Origin of the sequence: Pseudomonas sp. F3-2, assembly GCF_038804275.1 — a bacterium.
GTDB lineage: Bacteria > Pseudomonadota > Gammaproteobacteria > Pseudomonadales > Pseudomonadaceae > Aquipseudomonas.
In genome coordinates this window covers 2,164,361-2,180,004 of record NZ_CP152388.1, presented here as the reverse complement: position 1 = coordinate 2,180,004, position 15,644 = coordinate 2,164,361, and the positions used below count along the sequence as shown (strand labels likewise).

Sequence of the window (15,644 nt, the reverse complement as noted above, 5' to 3'; positions counted from 1 at the left end):
TTTGGCACTCTCTACCTGCTTCGGGGAACACTCATGGTCTCGTCCGTCCTGGCGGCAACGCTGTCTCGTCGCCGCATTCACTACAGCTGGGTCGTCCTGGCCGTTACCTTTCTGACCATGCTGGTGATGGCGGGCGCAGTGGGCGCGCCGGGGGTTTTCATCAGGCCGCTGGAAGCTGAATTCGGCTGGGACACTGCCGAGATTTCCTCCGCGCTGGCGGTACGCTTCGCGCTGTTTGGCCTGGTCGGTCCGTTTGCTGCGGCGTTCATGAACCATTTCGGCGTGCGCAAAGTCGTGCTGACGGCGTTGACGCTGGTGGCGAGCGGCATGGTGCTGTCGCTGTTCATGACGCAATTCTGGCAATTGGTCCTGCTGTGGGGCGTGGTGGTGGGGTTCGGCACCGGTCTGACCGCCATGGTGCTCGGCGCGACCGTCGCCACCCGCTGGTTTTTTCGGCATCGGGGTCTGGCCATGGGCTTGCTGTCGGCCAGTTCCGCGACAGGTCAGTTGGTGTTCATGCCGATGCTGGCCAATCTCACCGAGCATTTTGGCTGGCGTACCGCACTGGCCTGCATCTGCACGGCGATCATCATTGCGGGCGTCGCCGTACTGGCGCTGATGCGCAATCGGCCCGCCGACCTGCAACTGCCGCTGTACGGCGAGACCGAGATCCAGCCCGCCACCACCAGCACCCATGATTTCATTCAGTTGCTGCTGACACCCTTGAGCGTGCTGCGCGAGGTGGCGAAGAGTTGGACCTTCTGGGTGCTGTTCATGACCTTCTTCATCTGCGGCGCCAGCACCAACGGCCTGATTCAGACGCACTTCATCACGATGTGCGGCGACTTCGGCCTGGCCGCGACCACGGCGGCGGGCATGCTGGCGGTGATGGGGATCTTCGACTTTTTCGGCACCATTGGCTCGGGCTGGCTGTCGGATCGCTTCGACAACCGCTGGCTGCTGTTCTGGTATTACGGGTTTCGGGGCGTGTCGCTGGTGCTGCTGCCGTTTCTCGACTTCACAGTGTTCGGCCTGTCGATCTTCGCCCTGCTCTACGGCCTGGACTGGATCGCGACCGTGCCGCCGACGGTGAAACTGACCGCGCAGAAATTCGGCGCAGAACGCGCCAACATCGTGTTCGGCTGGGTGTTCGCCGGCCATCAACTGGGCGCGGCATTCGCAGCCTTCGGTGCCGGCTGGACACGCAGCCACTTTGCCACGTACCTGCCGGCGTTTTTCATTTCAGGGCTGCTCTGCGCAGTGGCTGCATTGATTGCCCTGTCCATCGTCCCTGCGGTGAAAGCGGCGAAGGCTCAGACCCACTGACGCGCCTGGGCCAGGACGGCAACGCCCAGGCCCATCAGCCCCCAGGCCAGCAGCGGGTGAAACGCCACCCGCCAGGCCAGCGCCCGCGGTTCGAAACCGACGCCGTGGACATAACCACCGGCCACGCCCCACATGATCAGCATCAGCATGCCGTGGGAATAATGGCCGCTGGCATCGAGCATCGACGCGGGATGAATCATCAGCACCAGGCTCAACGGAATCGCCAGAAGCAGGGACAGTGCCCTGCCCAGAGCGTGTCGGAACGGTGCGTTCAGCACATCAGTTGTCACGTCCGTTCTCCAGCGCGTTGCTGTCGGCTGACTCAAGCCACAACGCATTGATGATGCCGAAGCTGCAGGCCAGCAACACGCCGAGAATCCAGGCGAAATACCACATGAGAAGGTCTCCTTGTCCGAGGGTCGGCTCAGTACAGGCCGTGAGGGTCGTGATCGATGTGGGCGGTGGTGACCTTGCCCCACATCTTGGCGTAGCACCAAAGGGTGTAAGCGAGGATCAGCGGCACGAAGATCAACGCGGCGACCAGCATGATGCCCATGGTTTTATGGCTGGATACGGCGTCCCACACCGTCAGGCTGGAAGCCGGGTCGAGGCTGGACGGCATGACGAACGGAAACAGCGCAAAGCCCGCCGTGCACAGCGCGCCGACGATGGCCAGGCTGCTGCCCAGAAACGCCGTGCGCCCCTGCCCCGCACTGGCGCCGAGCAAGGCCAGCAGGCCGCCGAACACACCCAGCAGCGGCGCGATGACCGTCAGTGGATGCTGGTGATAGTTGGCCATCCAGCCGTGGTTGTCGGCATCGACAGTCTTGCTCAGCGGGTTGAGCGCTGCGCCGGCATCGAACGCCGAGGTGATGCTCAAGCCCTGAATGCCACCGAGCAGCAGCCAGACGCCCGCCCCGATGAACGACAGCAGAAACACCAGCGCGAGTAACTGCGAAGCGCGACGTGAACGACGGCCAACCGCGCCCTCGGTGCGCATCATCAACCAGGTGCCGCCATGCAGGCCGAGCATGCTCAGGCTGACCACACCGGCCAGCAGGCCAAACGGACTCAGTAACTGCCAGAAATTGCCCAGATAGCTGGAGCGCAGGTTTTCATCGAAGCGGAACGGCACCCCCAGCAGCAGGTTGCCGAAGGCCACGCCGAACACCAGCGACGGCACCAGCCCGCCGGCAAACAGCCCCCAGTCCCAGCTTTGCCGCCAGCGGGTGTTGTCCAGTTTGCTGCGGTAATCGAAGCCCACCGGGCGCACGAACAAGGCGAACAACACCAGCAACAGCGCCCAGTACATCCCTGAGAACGCTGCGGCGTACACCAGCGGCCAGGCCGCGAACAGCGCGCCACCGGCCGTGATCAGCCAGACCTGATTGCCTTCCCAGTGCGGCGCAATGGTGTTGATGACCACTCGCCGCTCGTTGTCGGTGCGACCGACGAAAGGCATCAGCATGGCCGCGCCCAGGTCGAAGCCGTCGGTCAGGGCGAAGCCGATCAGCAGCACGCCGACCAGCACCCACCAGATCAGTTTGAGTGTCTCGTAATCGAACATCGTGTGTTCCTCAGGCCAGCGCCGGTTGTTGGGCAGGTGCGGACAAGTCGCTGTCGCGCTGTTCGAAGTGGTAACGACCGGTGTGCAGGCTGCTCGGGCCCAGGCGGGCAAACTTGATCATCAGGTACATTTCGATCACCAGCAGCAAGGTGTAGAAGGTCACCAGCGCCACGATCGAGCCGATCACATCTCCCGAAGACAGCGTCGACGCCGAGAGGTGAACCGGCAGCACCTCACCGATCGACCAAGGCTGACGGCCGTGCTCGGCCACCCACCAGCCGGTCTGTGTGGCAATCCACGGCAGCGGCAGGCTGAACAGCGCCCACTTGAGCAACCAGCGTTTGCTCGACTCGTTCTTGCGGGCGGATGCCCAGAACGCGCAGATGAACAGCGCCAACATGAGCGAGCCGCTGAGCACCATCACGCGAAAAGTCCAGAAGATCGAAGCCACGTGCGGGATGGAGTCCAGCGCCGCCTGTTTGATCTGCCGCTCGTTGGCGTCGACCACGTTGTCGGTGTACTTCTTGAGCAACAGGCCGTAACCGAGGTCTTTCTTCACCTCGTTGAAGGCATCGAGGGTCTGCTGGCTCTTGTCACCGGCGCGCAGTTTGCCCAGCAGGTCGTAGGCGACCATGCCGTTGCGGATGCGGCCCTGATGCTCGCTGACCAGATCCTTGATACCGGTGACCTGCTTGTCCACCGAGCGGGTGGCGATGATCCCCATCACGTACGGAATCTTGACCGCGTAATCGGTGCGCTGGGTTTCCTGGTTCGGCAGGCCGAACAGCGTAAAGGCGGCTGGCGCAGGTTCGGTTTCCCACTCGGCTTCGATGGCGGCCAGCTTGGTTTTCTGCACATCGCCGATCTCATAGCCGGACTCGTCACCCAGGATGATCACCGAGAGGATCGACGCCATGCCGAACGCCGACGCGATGGCGAACGAGCGCCGCGCAAATCCCGTGTCGCGGCCCTTGAGCAGGTACCAGCTGGAGATCGCCAGGACGAAGATCGCACCGGTCACATAGCCAGATGCCACGGTGTGAACGAACTTTACCTGCGCCACCGGGTTGAAGACCAGGTCACTGAAGCTGGTCATTTCCATGCGCATGGTGGTGAAGTTGAACTCCGCGCCGACGGGGTTCTGCATCCAGCCGTTGGCGATGAGAATCCACAGCGCCGACATGTTCGAGCCGATCGCCACCAGCCAGGTGACCGACAGATGCTGCACGCGGCTCAGCCGGTCCCAGCCGAAGAAGAACAGGCCGATGAAGGTCGATTCGAGAAAGAACGCCATCAGCCCTTCGATCGCCAGCGGCGCGCCGAAAATGTCGCCCACGTAATGGCTGTAGTACGCCCAGTTGGTGCCGAACTGAAACTCCATGGTCAGGCCGGTGGTCACGCCCAGGGCGAAGTTGATGCCGAACAGCTTGCCCCAGAATTTGGTCATGTCCTTGTAGACCTGTTTGCCGGTCATGACGTAGACCGACTCCATGATCGCCAGCAGGAACGTCATGCCCAGCGTCAGGGGTATGAACAGAAAGTGGTACAGCGCGGTCATCGCGAACTGCAGCCGAGAGAGGTCGACGACTGATTCCGAAATCATTTTGGGTTCTTCTCAGGAGATACGGGAGGGGCGCCCAATACATGCAGGCCGGCTTGCACCCCGTCATCCTTGACCTCGACCGGCGCGTCGAACCAGACGCAGCGGATTCCCATCAACAGGACGAGTTTGATCAACAGGATCAGACCGATTTCTTTCGCCAGCGGGTGTTTGAGGAACGCGAGGGGACCGGGCATGTTGAGGACTCGTCGGGGTGCAGGGTATTTTTCCTACAGCCAAGTCCGAGACCGTTGATCCAGATCAAAAAATGCCGCGTGTGCTGGTGTGGCAGAACGCCACAGGCTCAGTCAGGTCCTGTTTATAGACTTGCCGCGGCGCCAGCGGCCCACTCCTCAACCACAGGATGAACGGCAGATAACCGTCTCAAGTGGCGGATTTTTCAGCCGATATCCTGATGTGCAAGGCAGTCTGGTCATGTTGATCCGTCCTGTTGGGATCGGAAAACAGTCGCTACTGCAGTCGCTGAGGTAGCCGTCCATGACACTTAAATCGCTCGTTCACACCATCGGCAGCGTGCTTTTGCGCGCGCTGGGCCTGTGTCTGTGTGTCAGTCCGGGCGCGGGTGGCGCGCTGGCCGAGCCGATACGCGTGGTCACCGAGGAGCTGCCGCCCTACAACATGACCCGCGACGGCGTTCTGACCGGCATGAGCACCGAGGTGGTGCAGGCGGTGCTCAAGCAGGTGAACGTGCAGGCGACCATTCAATCCATGCCGTGGGCGCGGGCTTACGATCTCGCCCTGCATGACCCGAACGTGCTGATTTACTCCATCACGCGTACGCCGGAACGTGAACACCTGTTCAAATGGGTCGGCACTATCGCGGCCTCGCGCTGGTTCATCTATTCCTCAGCCAACCACCCGGTCAGCCTCATGGACCTGGAGGACGCCCGCGACTGGCAGACCGCGACGGTCAACGAAGACGTCGGCGAGCAATACCTGATCGCCAATCGCTTCGTCGTCGGTCAGCAATTGCAGTCCAGCAACCGCTACGAACTCAACTATCAGAAGCTGCAGACCGGTCACGTCGACCTGTGGATCTCCGACGAACTCAATGCTTATTACCTCGCCCGCCAGGTCGGTGACGACCCAGAGCGCACGCTGGTGCAATCCTTGCGTGTGCAGGCGCTGGAAGAAACCGGAGGGTTCAACATGGCGTTCAGTGCCGGAACGTCGGATGCGACCGTGCAACTGTTTCAGAACGGATTGAAGGCGATCCGTGAGAACGGCACCTACGACGCCATCGCGCGTAAATGGGATTGAGCATGCTTGCGGAGTCCGAATCGAACCTGACCCAGACCACCGAGGCGCGCCCGCGCAGCGGCTCGCTGGCGCGCCGACTGGTGCTGGCCACGCTGGCGTTCTGCATCCTGTTCACCCTGGCGACGGTCACGGTGCGAACCTGGTTCGCCTGGAACACCAACCTTGCCAACATGACCGCCGAACTGAGCCTGATCGATCAGGTGTTTCAAGGCACGTTGTCCAAAGCGGTCTGGGAGATGGACAGTGAAGCCCTGCAGGCGCAAATCGACAGTGTGGCGACGGCCGCGCCGGTGGGTCGGGTGGAGCTGCGCATCCTGCGTCCGGGCCGTGCGCCCGAGGTGGTCGAGCGCCAGCATGCGGGGCACGCCGGATCGGTGCTGGCCCCCGCCCTGCGCCGGCAATTGACCGTCAGTCCTTACGCGGGCGCCAGCGAGGTGGTCGGCGAGTTGACGATCGAGGGCGACGAAAGCCTGCTCTGGAGACGCCTGTGGAAAGAGGTCGGCATCATCATGCTGACGCAGATCATCCAGTCGCTCGCCCTGGCGGGGTTGATCATGGGCATGTTCAACCGCTCGGTGACGCTGCACGTGCGGCGCATCGCCCGGCATCTGGAACAACTGACGCCGCAGAACCTCAAGACGCACCTGTCGCTGGAACGCCGCGGCAAGGCCGGTGACGAACTGGACCTGCTGGAAGCCGGGGTCAACGACCTGCAAGACAAACTGGCCAACCACCTCGAGCGCCAGGCCCGCGATGAGATCGCGCTGGCGGCCAGCCGCGATCAGTTGGCCGAGCTGGTAGAGCAACGCACGGCGCAGTTGAAAGCGGCAAACATCCGCCTGGAAGCGCTGACCCGCTTCGACCCCTTGACCGGCCTTGCCAACCGCCGGCACTTCGACGAACTCAAGGAACTGGAATTCAACCGCGCGCTGCGCCACGGATTGCCGTTTTCGGTGCTGATGTGCGACGTCGATTTTTTCAAGTTGTACAACGACACCCATGGCCACGCGATGGGCGATCAGTGCCTGCGGGAAGTGGCGTTGACCATGAGCGCGCTGTTTTCCCGCTCGGGCGAGCTGGTCGCCCGGCTGGGCGGAGAAGAATTTGCCGTGCTGCTGCCCGGTCAGGACGCGGCGCAGGCGCTGGCGTCGGCCGAGCGCTTGCGTGGGCTGCTGGTCGACCGGCAATTGCCACACGGCGCGTCGCCTGTCTCGCCGTTCGTCACGTTGAGTGTCGGCGTCGCCGAACTCGACACGGCGGCCATGGAGCGCTTCGACCAGTTGTTGCAAAGTGCCGACCGCGCACTGTATCGGGCCAAGAGCCAGGGCCGTAATCGTTGCGAGATCTGATCAGGGAGAGGAAGTGACATGGGAAATATTCAACGCCACTGCACGGTTCTGACCGTCAGCCTGCTGGCATGGATCTGCCTTCAGGCCAGCGCGGCGACGCTGCAGGTGGTCACCGAAGACTCTTCCTACAGTTCGCTGGAGAACGGCAAGGTCAGCGGCGTGGCGAGCGAGATCGTCGAAAAGACCCTCGCCACGGCCGGCATTACCGATTACCACATGGCCCTGTACCCGTGGGCACGCGCCTACGACATTGCGCGTCTGGAACCCAACGTACTGATTTACCCCATCATCCGCAGCAGCGAACGCGAGCCGTTGTTCAAATGGGTGGGCGAACTGGATCAGGTCATGCCGATGTTCTACAAGCTGCGCGCTCGCAAGGACATCGCGGTCGCAACCCTGGAAGACGCCAGACACTACAGCGTCGGCGTGGTGCGGGACGACTCGCGCCAGGAGTATCTGGAGAGCAAGGGTTTCAACAAGATGGTGGTCTCGGCGACCAATCTGGACAACTTGCGCAAGCTATTCAGCGGCCAGGTGGCGCTGGTGCCGCTGCCTGAACGAGAAGCACGGGAGCAGTGCAAGGACCTGAACGTCGCCTTCGAGGAGCTGGAAGCCGTTTACACCCTCGACGAGCTGTCCAAAGGCCTTTACGTCGCACTCAGCGCAGCGACCCCGGAAGACACCGTCAAACGGATCGCGGCAGCGTTTTCCCAGTTGAAAGACGACGGCACCGTGGCGAAGCTGCTCGCCCAGTAAGATCAAACCATCGGCAGCGACTTGAATACCTCCAGCGTTTCCGCGCGGGCGCTGAACTGCGCCAGCAGCGGGTAATCGGCGGGGCTGACCTGATCCGGCACCACCAGCTGGATGAACGACCAACCCACCGCGATGCTGATGCCGTCCTGCCCGATGTCGGCGTCCGCGGGCAGCGGCTGGCGCTCAAGCTCCCGCTCAAGCTCGGCGCAGGCCGTCTTCAACTGCGCACTTACCCGCTCAACCCAGGGCGCATGCTGAATGTCGGCAGGCCGCAGGTTGCGCTCGTAATAGATCTGCACCGCTTTTTCATAGGCCACCAAGGCAACCCCGATCAGGCGCAGTGTGCGCACGCGTTGAGCGGGCTGGGCAGGCATCAGGCCCTCGCCGGGCTCTTGCAGAAATTCGACGTAATCGAGGATCAGGCTGGACTCCATGAGCACCACGCCGTCGTCGGTGACCAGGGTCGGCGCCTTGATCACCGGGTTGATTTCGCTGAACCGTTCCATCCCGCGAAAGACCGACACCGATTCGTGCTCGAACGCGATCCCCAGACGCTTGAGGCTGACTGCGACCCGCCGGACATACGGCGAATCCAGCATACCGATGAGCTTCATCAAACCTCCTCCATCTAACTCGTGAATACCGTGTGACGTGCTAACCGGTTGTGGATTTTCGCAGGCTAGCAAACCTGTTTCGACGCGCAATGCCCGCCGCTGAAAAAAAATGGAAGGTCTGACAGACTGTCTACACTTCGTTCACAAAGTATTCACAATCGGTCTGAAAAACTCCGCCCGAAATTCCGCCCTCTTATCAATCTGCCTGCTTATAACGGGCGTTCCAGACGTGCCGCCGTACGGATACGACCACCGGAACGCGTGCCAGGCCTGCGTCGAGTAGTCGCTTATATGGAAATGCGTTCGTTGGTCAGACCCGTCACCTCCACCCGCCTCGTCATGCTGTTTTCGCTCTGTCTTGTCGCCTTCTATAACCTCGCCACCTGGCACGCACTGCTGGGGCTGACTCAGCTGCAAGGCCTCAAGGCCGTCGCATTCTACGTGTCGTTCGGGTTGTTCCTCTGGGCGGCGATCACCTTGCTGCTGATGCCGTTCTCGTTCCGCCCCACGCTCAAACCCGTGCTGAGTCTGGTCGCCCTGGGCTCCGCCGCAGCGGCGTACTTCATGAACGATTACGGCATCAGCATCGACACGGTGATGATGCAGAACGTGCTCGAGACCAACCCCGGTGAAGCCAAGGCACTGCTCAGTGGCAAATTGTTTCTTTATCTGGGTCTGCTCGGCGCACTGCCGATCGCGCTGATCTGGTGGCTGCCAGTGACCTATCGCCGGGTCTTGCCGGGGCTGGTCAACAAGGTGCTGGTGTGCATCGGCTGCATTCTGCTGATCGCTGCCGCCGTGGGTCCGTTCTATTCGACCTACGCGCCGATCTTTCGCGACGAAGACAAGCTGACTCACTTCATCAACCCGACCAACTACCTCTACGCCCTCGGCAAGCTGACCAAGCAGACGGTAGCGATCAAGGAAACGGTGCAGATCCAGACGGTCGGCGCCGATTCGGTGCTCAGCCCCGAAGCGCAACAGCGACCGAAAAAGAGCCTGATGATTTTCGTGGTCGGTGAAACGGCGCGCGCCGATCATTTCTCGCTCAATGGCTACGGGCGGGAAACCAACCCGGAGCTCAAGCAACAGGACATTCTCAATTTCACCCATGTCGCTTCCTGCGGCACGTCCACGGCCGTGTCGGTGCCGTGCATGTTCTCGCGATTCCCGCGCACCGATTACAGCGACAAGAAGGGCAAGACTTATGAAGGCCTGCTGGACATGCTGCAGCGCGCAGGGCTTGAGGTGGTGTGGCTGGATAACAACAGCGATTGCAAGGGCACCTGCCTGCGCGTGCCGCACAGCGACATTCCGAAAAACCAGCCGAGCGCGTTCTGCGACGGCCAGAATTGCCTGGATGAATCGCTGCTGGTCGGCTTGCAGGACTACATCGACTCCCTCAAGGACAACGCGATCATTGTCCTGCATTCCGACGGCAGCCACGGCCCGGAGTACTACGACCGTTACCCCAAGGCGATGGAACGCTTCACGCCGGTCTGCCATACCAATCAGTTGGGCAGCTGCACCTCGGATGAGCTGAAGAACGTCTACGACAACACGATTCTGTACACCGATCACTTCCTCTCGCAGACCATCGAACTGCTCAAGCGCAATCAGGACAAGGTCGACACTTCGATGATCTACGTGTCCGACCATGGTGAATCACTGGGCGAAAACGGCATTTATCTGCACGCCGCGCCGTACGCCATCGCCCCGCAAGCTCAGACCCACGTGCCGATGGTGATGTGGTTCGGCAAGCAGACGCTGGAAGATGCCAGCATCGATCGCAATTGCCTGGCGGCCAAGCAGAATCAGCCGGACCTGAGCCATGACTACATGTTTCATTCGGTGCTAGGCTTGCTCGGTGTCGACACCACTGAATACCAGCCCGCGCTGGACATTTTCCACAGCTGCAAACACGCCAGAGGATGATCTGACATGGCCCTTCAGAACCCGGTGATCAACGCTGAGACACCGGTGTTCTGGCGGGACCCGCAGTTACCTTTCATTCAGGCCCGCTCGATCGCCGACGGCCGCAAGGTCTGTTACGCGCGTCACTCGCACGAGGTGTTCTCCATCGGTGCGATCACTGCCGGACAGAGCACCTACCTGCACGAAAAGACCTGTCAGACCATCGCCACCGGCACGGTCGTGCTGATGAATCCCGGCGATGTCCACGCCTGCAACCCTATCGACGACCAGCCGTGGTCTTACATCATGCTGTACGTCGATGCCGCCTGGCTGGGCCGGATCCAGCACGCGTGCGGCGTCAGCGAAGACCAGAGCTTTCAGCCGATAGCCGCCACTCATTGCGACGATCCGCAGCTGTTCAATGCGCTGCTGCGCCTGCACCGCGTGCTCATCGATCCGCACGCCCAGACCATGGCGCGCCACGAACAAGCCATCGCCTTCTTCACGCAGATGCAAGAGCGTCTGGGTGGGGGTCGGCCGCCGGTGAGAAAGGCCGGCGCCAGGATCGAACGCGCCGCGCATTACATCAACGCCCATTTCTTGCAGCCGATCCGGCTGGAAGACATCTGTCAGGCCGCCAATCTGTCGGAGGCCTATCTGATTCGCGCCTTCGAGCAGCACTTCCACATGACGCCCCATGCGTACCTGCTCAACCGGCGCATCCAGCACGCCCAGATGCAACTGCTCAAGGGCGAGCCGATTGCCGCCGTCGCTCAGCGCAGCGGATTTGCCGATCAGGCGCATTTTCAGCGGGTGTTCAAAAAGCATCTGGCAGCAACGCCCGGGCAATATCGCCAGTGATCACACGTACAGCAGTGATACGGCGCAGCCAGCCAGCAAGGTCGCCATGCTGCGATTGAACACGCGGATGCGCCGGGAACTGCGCAAGTAAGGACCCAGAAACGCCCCGGCGTACGCCCAGCACGCCACCGACAAATAGCAGACGATGAGGTAGATCAGCGCAAACAGGCCGATCAGCCGCGCTTCGCCATCGGCCACGAATGCACCCATCCCCGCCACTGCTGCCAGCCAGGCCTTGGGGTTGAGCCATTGCATGGCGGCTCCCCTGAGCAACGATGGCCGACGCGTGGGCTTGCCGATCTGCAACTGGCCGTCGTCCATCGCCAGTTTCCACGCCAGATAGATCAGAAACGCCATGCCCGCCCAGCGAATGAAATCGGTGAGCATGGGGTATCGGACGAGCACTTCGTGCAGCCCGAAACCGGTGAACACCAGCAGCAAGACGAAGCCCACCGTGGCACCCGTCACATGGCGCAAGCTCGCCGCGAGACCGAACTGCGCCCCGCAACTGAGCGCCACCACATTCACCGGCCCCGGAGAAATAGATGCCGCGAGGGCGAAGGCCGCCATGGAAATCATCAGGTTCATTGCTGCAACTCTCTGCTCATTGGATGAGCGAGAACCTTAATCGGCGGGCGTTGCAGGGGTATTGAAGAAAACTGACCAGTCCGCTGTGCGGCACACACCTGACTGCCCATCCATGGAAAAGCACCTGCGCCAAAGCCAGCGAGGTTGGCGCATCCGCTGCGCTGGAGCCCCCTGTGCGATGGCGTCGGGTAGAACGCGCTGTCAATCACTCGCCTGAGACAGCGGCCGTGCGACCTGCTCCAGGGATTTGCGCTCCGAAGAGACGCCCCAGATCGCCTGCACCGCCGCAGCCAGCAACATCAACGCCGCGCCGATCAGATAGCCGATGAACACCGGGCCGCGCTCATGGCTGTCGATCAGCCTGCCGAACAGCGTCGGGCCGACGATGCCGCCCAGCGCCGTGCCGAACGCGTAGAAAACCGCGATGGCCAGCGCGCGGATCTCCAACGGAAAGGTCTCGGCGACGGTCAGATACGCCGAACTGGCCGCCGCGGAGGCGAAGAAGAAAATGATCATCCAGGCAATCGCCTGCTGGGGCACGTTCAACACGCCCTGCTCGAACAGGTACCCGCTGATGCACAGCAGAATCGCCGAGACGGCGTACGTCAGGCTGATCATCACGCGGCGGCCGATCACGTCGAACAACCGCCCCAGCAACAGCGGCCCACAGAAGTTGCCCAGCGCAAGCGGCAGCACGTACCAGCCGATCGACGCCGACGGCACTTGATAGAACTCGGTCAGCACCAGCGCGTAAGTAAAGAAAATGGCGTTGTAGAAAAATGCCTGAGCGGTCAACAGCGTCATGCCGACCAGCGCCCGTTGCCGGTAGGTATTGAACAGCGTGTCGAAGATCTCCCGCAGCGGCGTGTGATCTCGGGCATGCAGACGCAAAGGTGGGCCGCTGGGCGCGGGCAGCGCATGACCCTGCTCGCGAAAACGCCGCTCGATGTTCTCGACGATGCTCCGTGCTTCTTCGCTCTGGCCATGAATCAATAGCCAGCGCGGGCTTTCGGGCAGCCACAGTCGCATCAGCAGAATCACCAGTCCCAGCACCGCGCCGATCCCGAAACACAGACGCCAGCCCAGGTCCGCGCCGATCCAGCCGGGATCCAGCAACAGGATCGACCCGCCCGCCCCCAGCGCCGCACCGATCCAGAACGTGCCATTGATGGTGAGGTCCACCCAGCCGCGAAAGCGCGCGGGGGTGAACTCCTGAATCGTCGAGTTGATGGCCGTGTACTCGCCACCGATGCCCATTCCGGTCAGAAAGCGGAACAGCATGAAGCTCCACAGGCTGAAAGAAAACGCCGTGGCCGCAGTCGCGCTGATGTACAGCGCCAGCGTGATGAAGAACAGCTTGCGGCGCCCCAGCCGGTCGGTCAGCCAGCCGAAAAACAGCGCACCCAGCACCGCGCCACAGATATAAGCACCGCCCGCCAGGCCAATGTCCGCATTCGTGAGGCGCAGCACCGGGCTCTCCTTCAGCGCCCCGGAGACGGAACCCGCGAGCGTGACTTCAAGACCATCGAGCAGCCAGGTGATGCCCAGGGCAAACACCAGCAACGTATGAAACCGACCCCAAGGCAGCCGGTCCAGCCGCGCCGGCAGATCGGTCTCAAACAGCCTGCCCTTGGCCTGCTCCGTTTCGGATTGAACGCCGGTGATAGCCATGCCTGATCCTTGCGCCGATGATCGGAGTGATCTTTGGGTTCAGAGTCAGGCCAGGCGCCGGGAGTTCAGCGGATTGCTGCGCAGAGCGCAGTAACGCAGAACAGCCGCGTCGCTGGAAGATGCGCGGTATGAGTGGGAGTGAGCTTGCATGCGATGAGGGTGTTTCTGCCGGTAGAAATTGGGTGGCTGAACTGCAGCATTCGCGGGCAAGCTCGCTCCTACAGGGGGTTTGTGGTGTTTGGCTGAGCTGCGTCACGCCTCGAAACAGGTAGGAGTGAGCTTGCTCGCGATGAGGGCGTTTCTGCCGGTGGAGATTGGGTGGCTGAAATGAAGCCATCGCGAGCAAGCGCGCTCCTACAGGGGGTTTGTGGTGTTTGGCTGAGCTGCGTCACGCCGCGAAACAGGTGGGAGCGAGCTTGCTCGCGATGAGGGCGTTTCTGCTGGTCGAAATTTGGCAGCTGAAATGAAGCCATCGCGAGCAAGCTCGCTCCTACAGGGGTTATGTGGTGTTTTGGCGAGCTGCGTCACGCCGCGAAACAGGTGGGAGTGAGCTTGCTCGCGATGAGGGCATTTCTGCTGGTGGAGATTGGGCGGCTGAACTGAAGCCTTCGCGAGCAAGCTCGCTCCCACGAGGTTTTGTGGTGTTCTGGCGAGCTGCGTCACGCCGCTAATTAGGTAGGAGTGAGCTTGCTCGCGATGAGGGCATTTCTGCTGGAGGAGATTTGGGGGCTGAACTGAAGGCTTCGCGAGCAAGCTCGCTCCCACGAGGTTTTGTGGTGTTATGGCGAGTGGCGTCACGCCGCGAAACAGGTGGGAGCGAGCTTGCTCGCGAATTGGCCCGTGCGGGCGACATAGACTGTACAGAAGCACGCACAACATCAGGCAACACACTCCCGCTCGACCGACCCGGCCGCTGGCTAGATTTATGGGCAGCCTTTAGCAGGGAGTCAGGGAATGGCCGAACAACCGCACTCGCGCAGCCTGCGCACCGGGAGGTTTTCAGAACCCGGAAGAATTTATCTTGTGACATCACGTCTTGCGCAACACCGCACTGACTTTGCCGACTGGCGCACTGGAAGGTTGTTGGTCGATGAGCTGCGGGCTGCAGAGGAATCAGGCATGGCTGACTCATTGGCCTGGGTGGTCATGCCTGATCATTTTCACTGGCTGGTCGCGCTTGGTACCGGTTCGCTTTGTCAGACGGTGCAAAGGGTGAAATCAAAGACGGCGATAGCGGTAAACAAGCGCGCGGGGCTTCAAGGTAGCCTCTGGCAATCCGGCTACCATGACACAGCCGTTCGCCACGAGGAGGCGTTGCTGAGATTTGCGCGTTACATCATTGCCAACCCCTTGAGGGCTGGGCTGGTGAGGCGTGTGGGCGACTACCCGCTATGGGACGCGGTCTGGCTGGCACACCCTGAATGAACACACTCACGGCTCAGCATAAGACGACATTTCACGGAGCCGTCTCGCACCGGGCAACAGGTGGTATTGAGCTTGCTCGCCATGAGGGCGTTTCTCTTGGTGGATATTGGGCGGCTGATCTGAAGCCTTCGCGAGCAAGCTCGCTCCCACGAGGTTTTGTGGTGTTTGGCTGAGCGTCACGCCGCGAAACAGGTGGGAGCGAGCTTGCTCGCGATGAGGGTGTCTCTGCTGGTAGAAATTGGGTGACGGAACTGAAGCCATCGCGAGCAAGCTCGCTCCCACGAGGTTTGTGGTGTTTTGGCGAGCGGCGTCACGCCGCGAAACAGGTGGGAGTGAGCTTGCTCGCGATGAGGGCATTTCTGCTGGTGGAGATTGGGCGGCTGAACTGAAGCCTTCGCGAGCAAGCTCGCTCCCACGAGGTTTTGTGGTGTTCTGGCGAGCTGCGTCACGCCGCTAATTAGGTAGGAGTGAGCTTGCTCGCGATGAGGGCATTTCTGCTGGAGGAGATTTGGGGGCTGAACTGAAGGCTTCGCGAGCAAGCTCGCTCCCACGAGGTTTTGTGGTGTTATGGCGAGTGGCGTCACGCCGCGAAACAGGTGGGAGCGAGCTTGCTCGCGAATTGGCCCGTGCGGGCGACATAGACTGTACAGAAGCACGCACAACATCAGGCAACACACTCCCGCTCGACCGAC

General features: G+C 61.6%; 15 protein-coding genes. 7 read left to right on the top strand and 8 right to left on the bottom strand.

What is annotated here, in order from left to right; genetic code table 11:
- Positions 1-33 precede the first annotated feature (33 nt).
- Positions 34-1,326, top strand: coding sequence for an MFS transporter (locus AAGQ88_RS09965; RefSeq protein ID WP_342655166.1), 1,293 nt, complete (start codon positions 34-36; stop codon positions 1,324-1,326).
- Here AAGQ88_RS09965 and AAGQ88_RS09960 read toward each other — a convergent pair.
- The 5 genes from AAGQ88_RS09960 to cydP are packed head-to-tail and all read right to left on the bottom strand — an operon-like array spanning position 1,314 to position 4,690.
- Positions 1,314-1,616, bottom strand: a complete 303-nt coding sequence (locus AAGQ88_RS09960; RefSeq protein WP_285423421.1) for a cyd operon YbgE family protein — start codon at positions 1,614-1,616, stop codon at positions 1,314-1,316. The two genes, AAGQ88_RS09965 and AAGQ88_RS09960, sit on opposite strands and share 13 nt — an antisense overlap.
- Positions 1,606-1,722: a cytochrome bd-I oxidase subunit CydX gene (gene cydX, locus AAGQ88_RS09955; protein WP_285423420.1), complete on the bottom strand. Its 117-nt coding sequence runs from the start codon at positions 1,720-1,722 to the stop codon at positions 1,606-1,608. Before cydX ends, AAGQ88_RS09960 begins: the two co-directional genes overlap by 11 nt.
- 28 nt (positions 1,723-1,750) lie before the next feature.
- The gene (gene cydB / locus AAGQ88_RS09950; protein ID WP_093467761.1) at positions 1,751-2,893 is read right to left on the bottom strand and encodes a cytochrome d ubiquinol oxidase subunit II; all 1,143 of its coding nucleotides are present in this window, start codon (positions 2,891-2,893) and stop codon (positions 1,751-1,753) included.
- Between the two features lie 10 nt (positions 2,894-2,903).
- Entirely contained in the window at positions 2,904-4,496 is a 1,593-nt protein-coding gene (locus tag AAGQ88_RS09945) for a cytochrome ubiquinol oxidase subunit I (RefSeq protein WP_342655165.1), read from the bottom strand.
- Positions 4,493-4,690, bottom strand: coding sequence for a cytochrome oxidase putative small subunit CydP (cydP, locus tag AAGQ88_RS09940; RefSeq protein ID WP_093467755.1), 198 nt, complete (start codon positions 4,688-4,690; stop codon positions 4,493-4,495). Before cydP ends, AAGQ88_RS09945 begins: the two co-directional genes overlap by 4 nt.
- A gap of 301 nt (positions 4,691-4,991) precedes the next feature.
- On the opposite strand from cydP, the gene AAGQ88_RS09935 reads away from it, so the two are divergent.
- From AAGQ88_RS09935 to AAGQ88_RS09925, 3 genes are read left to right on the top strand one after another with little or no spacing between them, the layout of a single operon-like run.
- Positions 4,992-5,774: a transporter substrate-binding domain-containing protein gene (locus AAGQ88_RS09935; protein ID WP_285423417.1), complete on the top strand. Its 783-nt coding sequence runs from the start codon at positions 4,992-4,994 to the stop codon at positions 5,772-5,774.
- A gap of 2 nt (positions 5,775-5,776) precedes the next feature.
- Positions 5,777-7,123, top strand: coding sequence for a diguanylate cyclase (locus AAGQ88_RS09930; RefSeq protein WP_342655164.1), 1,347 nt, complete (start codon positions 5,777-5,779; stop codon positions 7,121-7,123).
- Positions 7,124-7,141: 18 nt separating this feature from the next.
- Complete coding sequence (locus AAGQ88_RS09925) at positions 7,142-7,879, top strand: transporter substrate-binding domain-containing protein (protein WP_342655163.1); 738 nt, start codon at positions 7,142-7,144, stop codon at positions 7,877-7,879.
- Positions 7,880-7,881: 2 nt separating this feature from the next.
- On the opposite strand, the gene AAGQ88_RS09920 is transcribed toward AAGQ88_RS09925, so the two are convergent.
- Entirely contained in the window at positions 7,882-8,493 is a 612-nt protein-coding gene (locus AAGQ88_RS09920) for a glutathione S-transferase (protein ID WP_342655162.1), read from the bottom strand.
- Between the two features lie 291 nt (positions 8,494-8,784).
- Between AAGQ88_RS09920 and AAGQ88_RS09915 the strand changes: the two genes are divergently transcribed.
- Both AAGQ88_RS09915 and AAGQ88_RS09910 read left to right on the top strand, forming a co-directional pair.
- Positions 8,785-10,428, top strand: coding sequence for a phosphoethanolamine--lipid A transferase (locus AAGQ88_RS09915; protein ID WP_342655161.1), 1,644 nt, complete (start codon positions 8,785-8,787; stop codon positions 10,426-10,428).
- A 6-nt stretch (positions 10,429-10,434) separates the two neighbouring features.
- The gene (locus AAGQ88_RS09910) at positions 10,435-11,268 is read left to right on the top strand and encodes an AraC family transcriptional regulator (RefSeq protein ID WP_342655160.1); all 834 of its coding nucleotides are present in this window, start codon (positions 10,435-10,437) and stop codon (positions 11,266-11,268) included.
- On the opposite strand, the gene AAGQ88_RS09905 is transcribed toward AAGQ88_RS09910, so the two are convergent.
- Both AAGQ88_RS09905 and AAGQ88_RS09900 read right to left on the bottom strand, forming a co-directional pair.
- Positions 11,269-11,856, bottom strand: a complete 588-nt coding sequence (locus tag AAGQ88_RS09905; protein WP_342655159.1) for a LysE family translocator — start codon at positions 11,854-11,856, stop codon at positions 11,269-11,271.
- 201 nt (positions 11,857-12,057) lie between these two features.
- On the bottom strand, positions 12,058-13,527 hold the full coding sequence (locus tag AAGQ88_RS09900) for an MFS transporter (RefSeq protein ID WP_342655158.1): 1,470 nt from the start codon (positions 13,525-13,527) through the stop codon (positions 12,058-12,060).
- Positions 13,528-14,481: 954 nt separating this feature from the next.
- Here AAGQ88_RS09900 and AAGQ88_RS09895 point away from each other — a divergent pair.
- Positions 14,482-14,952 (top strand): transposase, encoded by a 471-nt coding sequence (locus AAGQ88_RS09895; protein ID WP_342655157.1) that lies wholly within the window; start codon positions 14,482-14,484, stop codon positions 14,950-14,952.
- Positions 14,953-15,644 lie beyond the last annotated feature (692 nt).

What these genes read in the sequence shown, in the direction of transcription:
- AAGQ88_RS09935 (WP_285423417.1), top strand. Translation starts at nt 4,992, where the DNA reads ATGACACTTAAATCGCTCGTTCACACCATCGGCAGCGTGCTTTTGCGC.
- AAGQ88_RS09895 (WP_342655157.1), top strand. Translation starts at nt 14,482, where the DNA reads ATGGCCGAACAACCGCACTCGCGCAGCCTGCGCACCGGGAGGTTTTCA.
- AAGQ88_RS09945 (WP_342655165.1), bottom strand. Translation starts at nt 4,496, where the DNA reads ATGATTTCGGAATCAGTCGTCGACCTCTCTCGGCTGCAGTTCGCGATG.
- cydP (WP_093467755.1), bottom strand. Translation starts at nt 4,690, where the DNA reads ATGCCCGGTCCCCTCGCGTTCCTCAAACACCCGCTGGCGAAAGAAATC.
- AAGQ88_RS09925 (WP_342655163.1), top strand. Translation starts at nt 7,142, where the DNA reads ATGGGAAATATTCAACGCCACTGCACGGTTCTGACCGTCAGCCTGCTG.
- AAGQ88_RS09930 (WP_342655164.1), top strand. Translation starts at nt 5,777, where the DNA reads ATGCTTGCGGAGTCCGAATCGAACCTGACCCAGACCACCGAGGCGCGC.
- AAGQ88_RS09915 (WP_342655161.1), top strand. Translation starts at nt 8,785, where the DNA reads ATGGAAATGCGTTCGTTGGTCAGACCCGTCACCTCCACCCGCCTCGTC.
- AAGQ88_RS09910 (WP_342655160.1), top strand. Translation starts at nt 10,435, where the DNA reads ATGGCCCTTCAGAACCCGGTGATCAACGCTGAGACACCGGTGTTCTGG.
- AAGQ88_RS09900 (WP_342655158.1), bottom strand. Translation starts at nt 13,527, where the DNA reads ATGGCTATCACCGGCGTTCAATCCGAAACGGAGCAGGCCAAGGGCAGG.
- AAGQ88_RS09920 (WP_342655162.1), bottom strand. Translation starts at nt 8,493, where the DNA reads ATGAAGCTCATCGGTATGCTGGATTCGCCGTATGTCCGGCGGGTCGCA.
- AAGQ88_RS09965 (WP_342655166.1), top strand. Translation starts at nt 34, where the DNA reads ATGGTCTCGTCCGTCCTGGCGGCAACGCTGTCTCGTCGCCGCATTCAC.
- cydX (WP_285423420.1), bottom strand. Translation starts at nt 1,722, where the DNA reads ATGTGGTATTTCGCCTGGATTCTCGGCGTGTTGCTGGCCTGCAGCTTC.
- AAGQ88_RS09905 (WP_342655159.1), bottom strand. Translation starts at nt 11,856, where the DNA reads ATGAACCTGATGATTTCCATGGCGGCCTTCGCCCTCGCGGCATCTATT.
- cydB (WP_093467761.1), bottom strand. Translation starts at nt 2,893, where the DNA reads ATGTTCGATTACGAGACACTCAAACTGATCTGGTGGGTGCTGGTCGGC.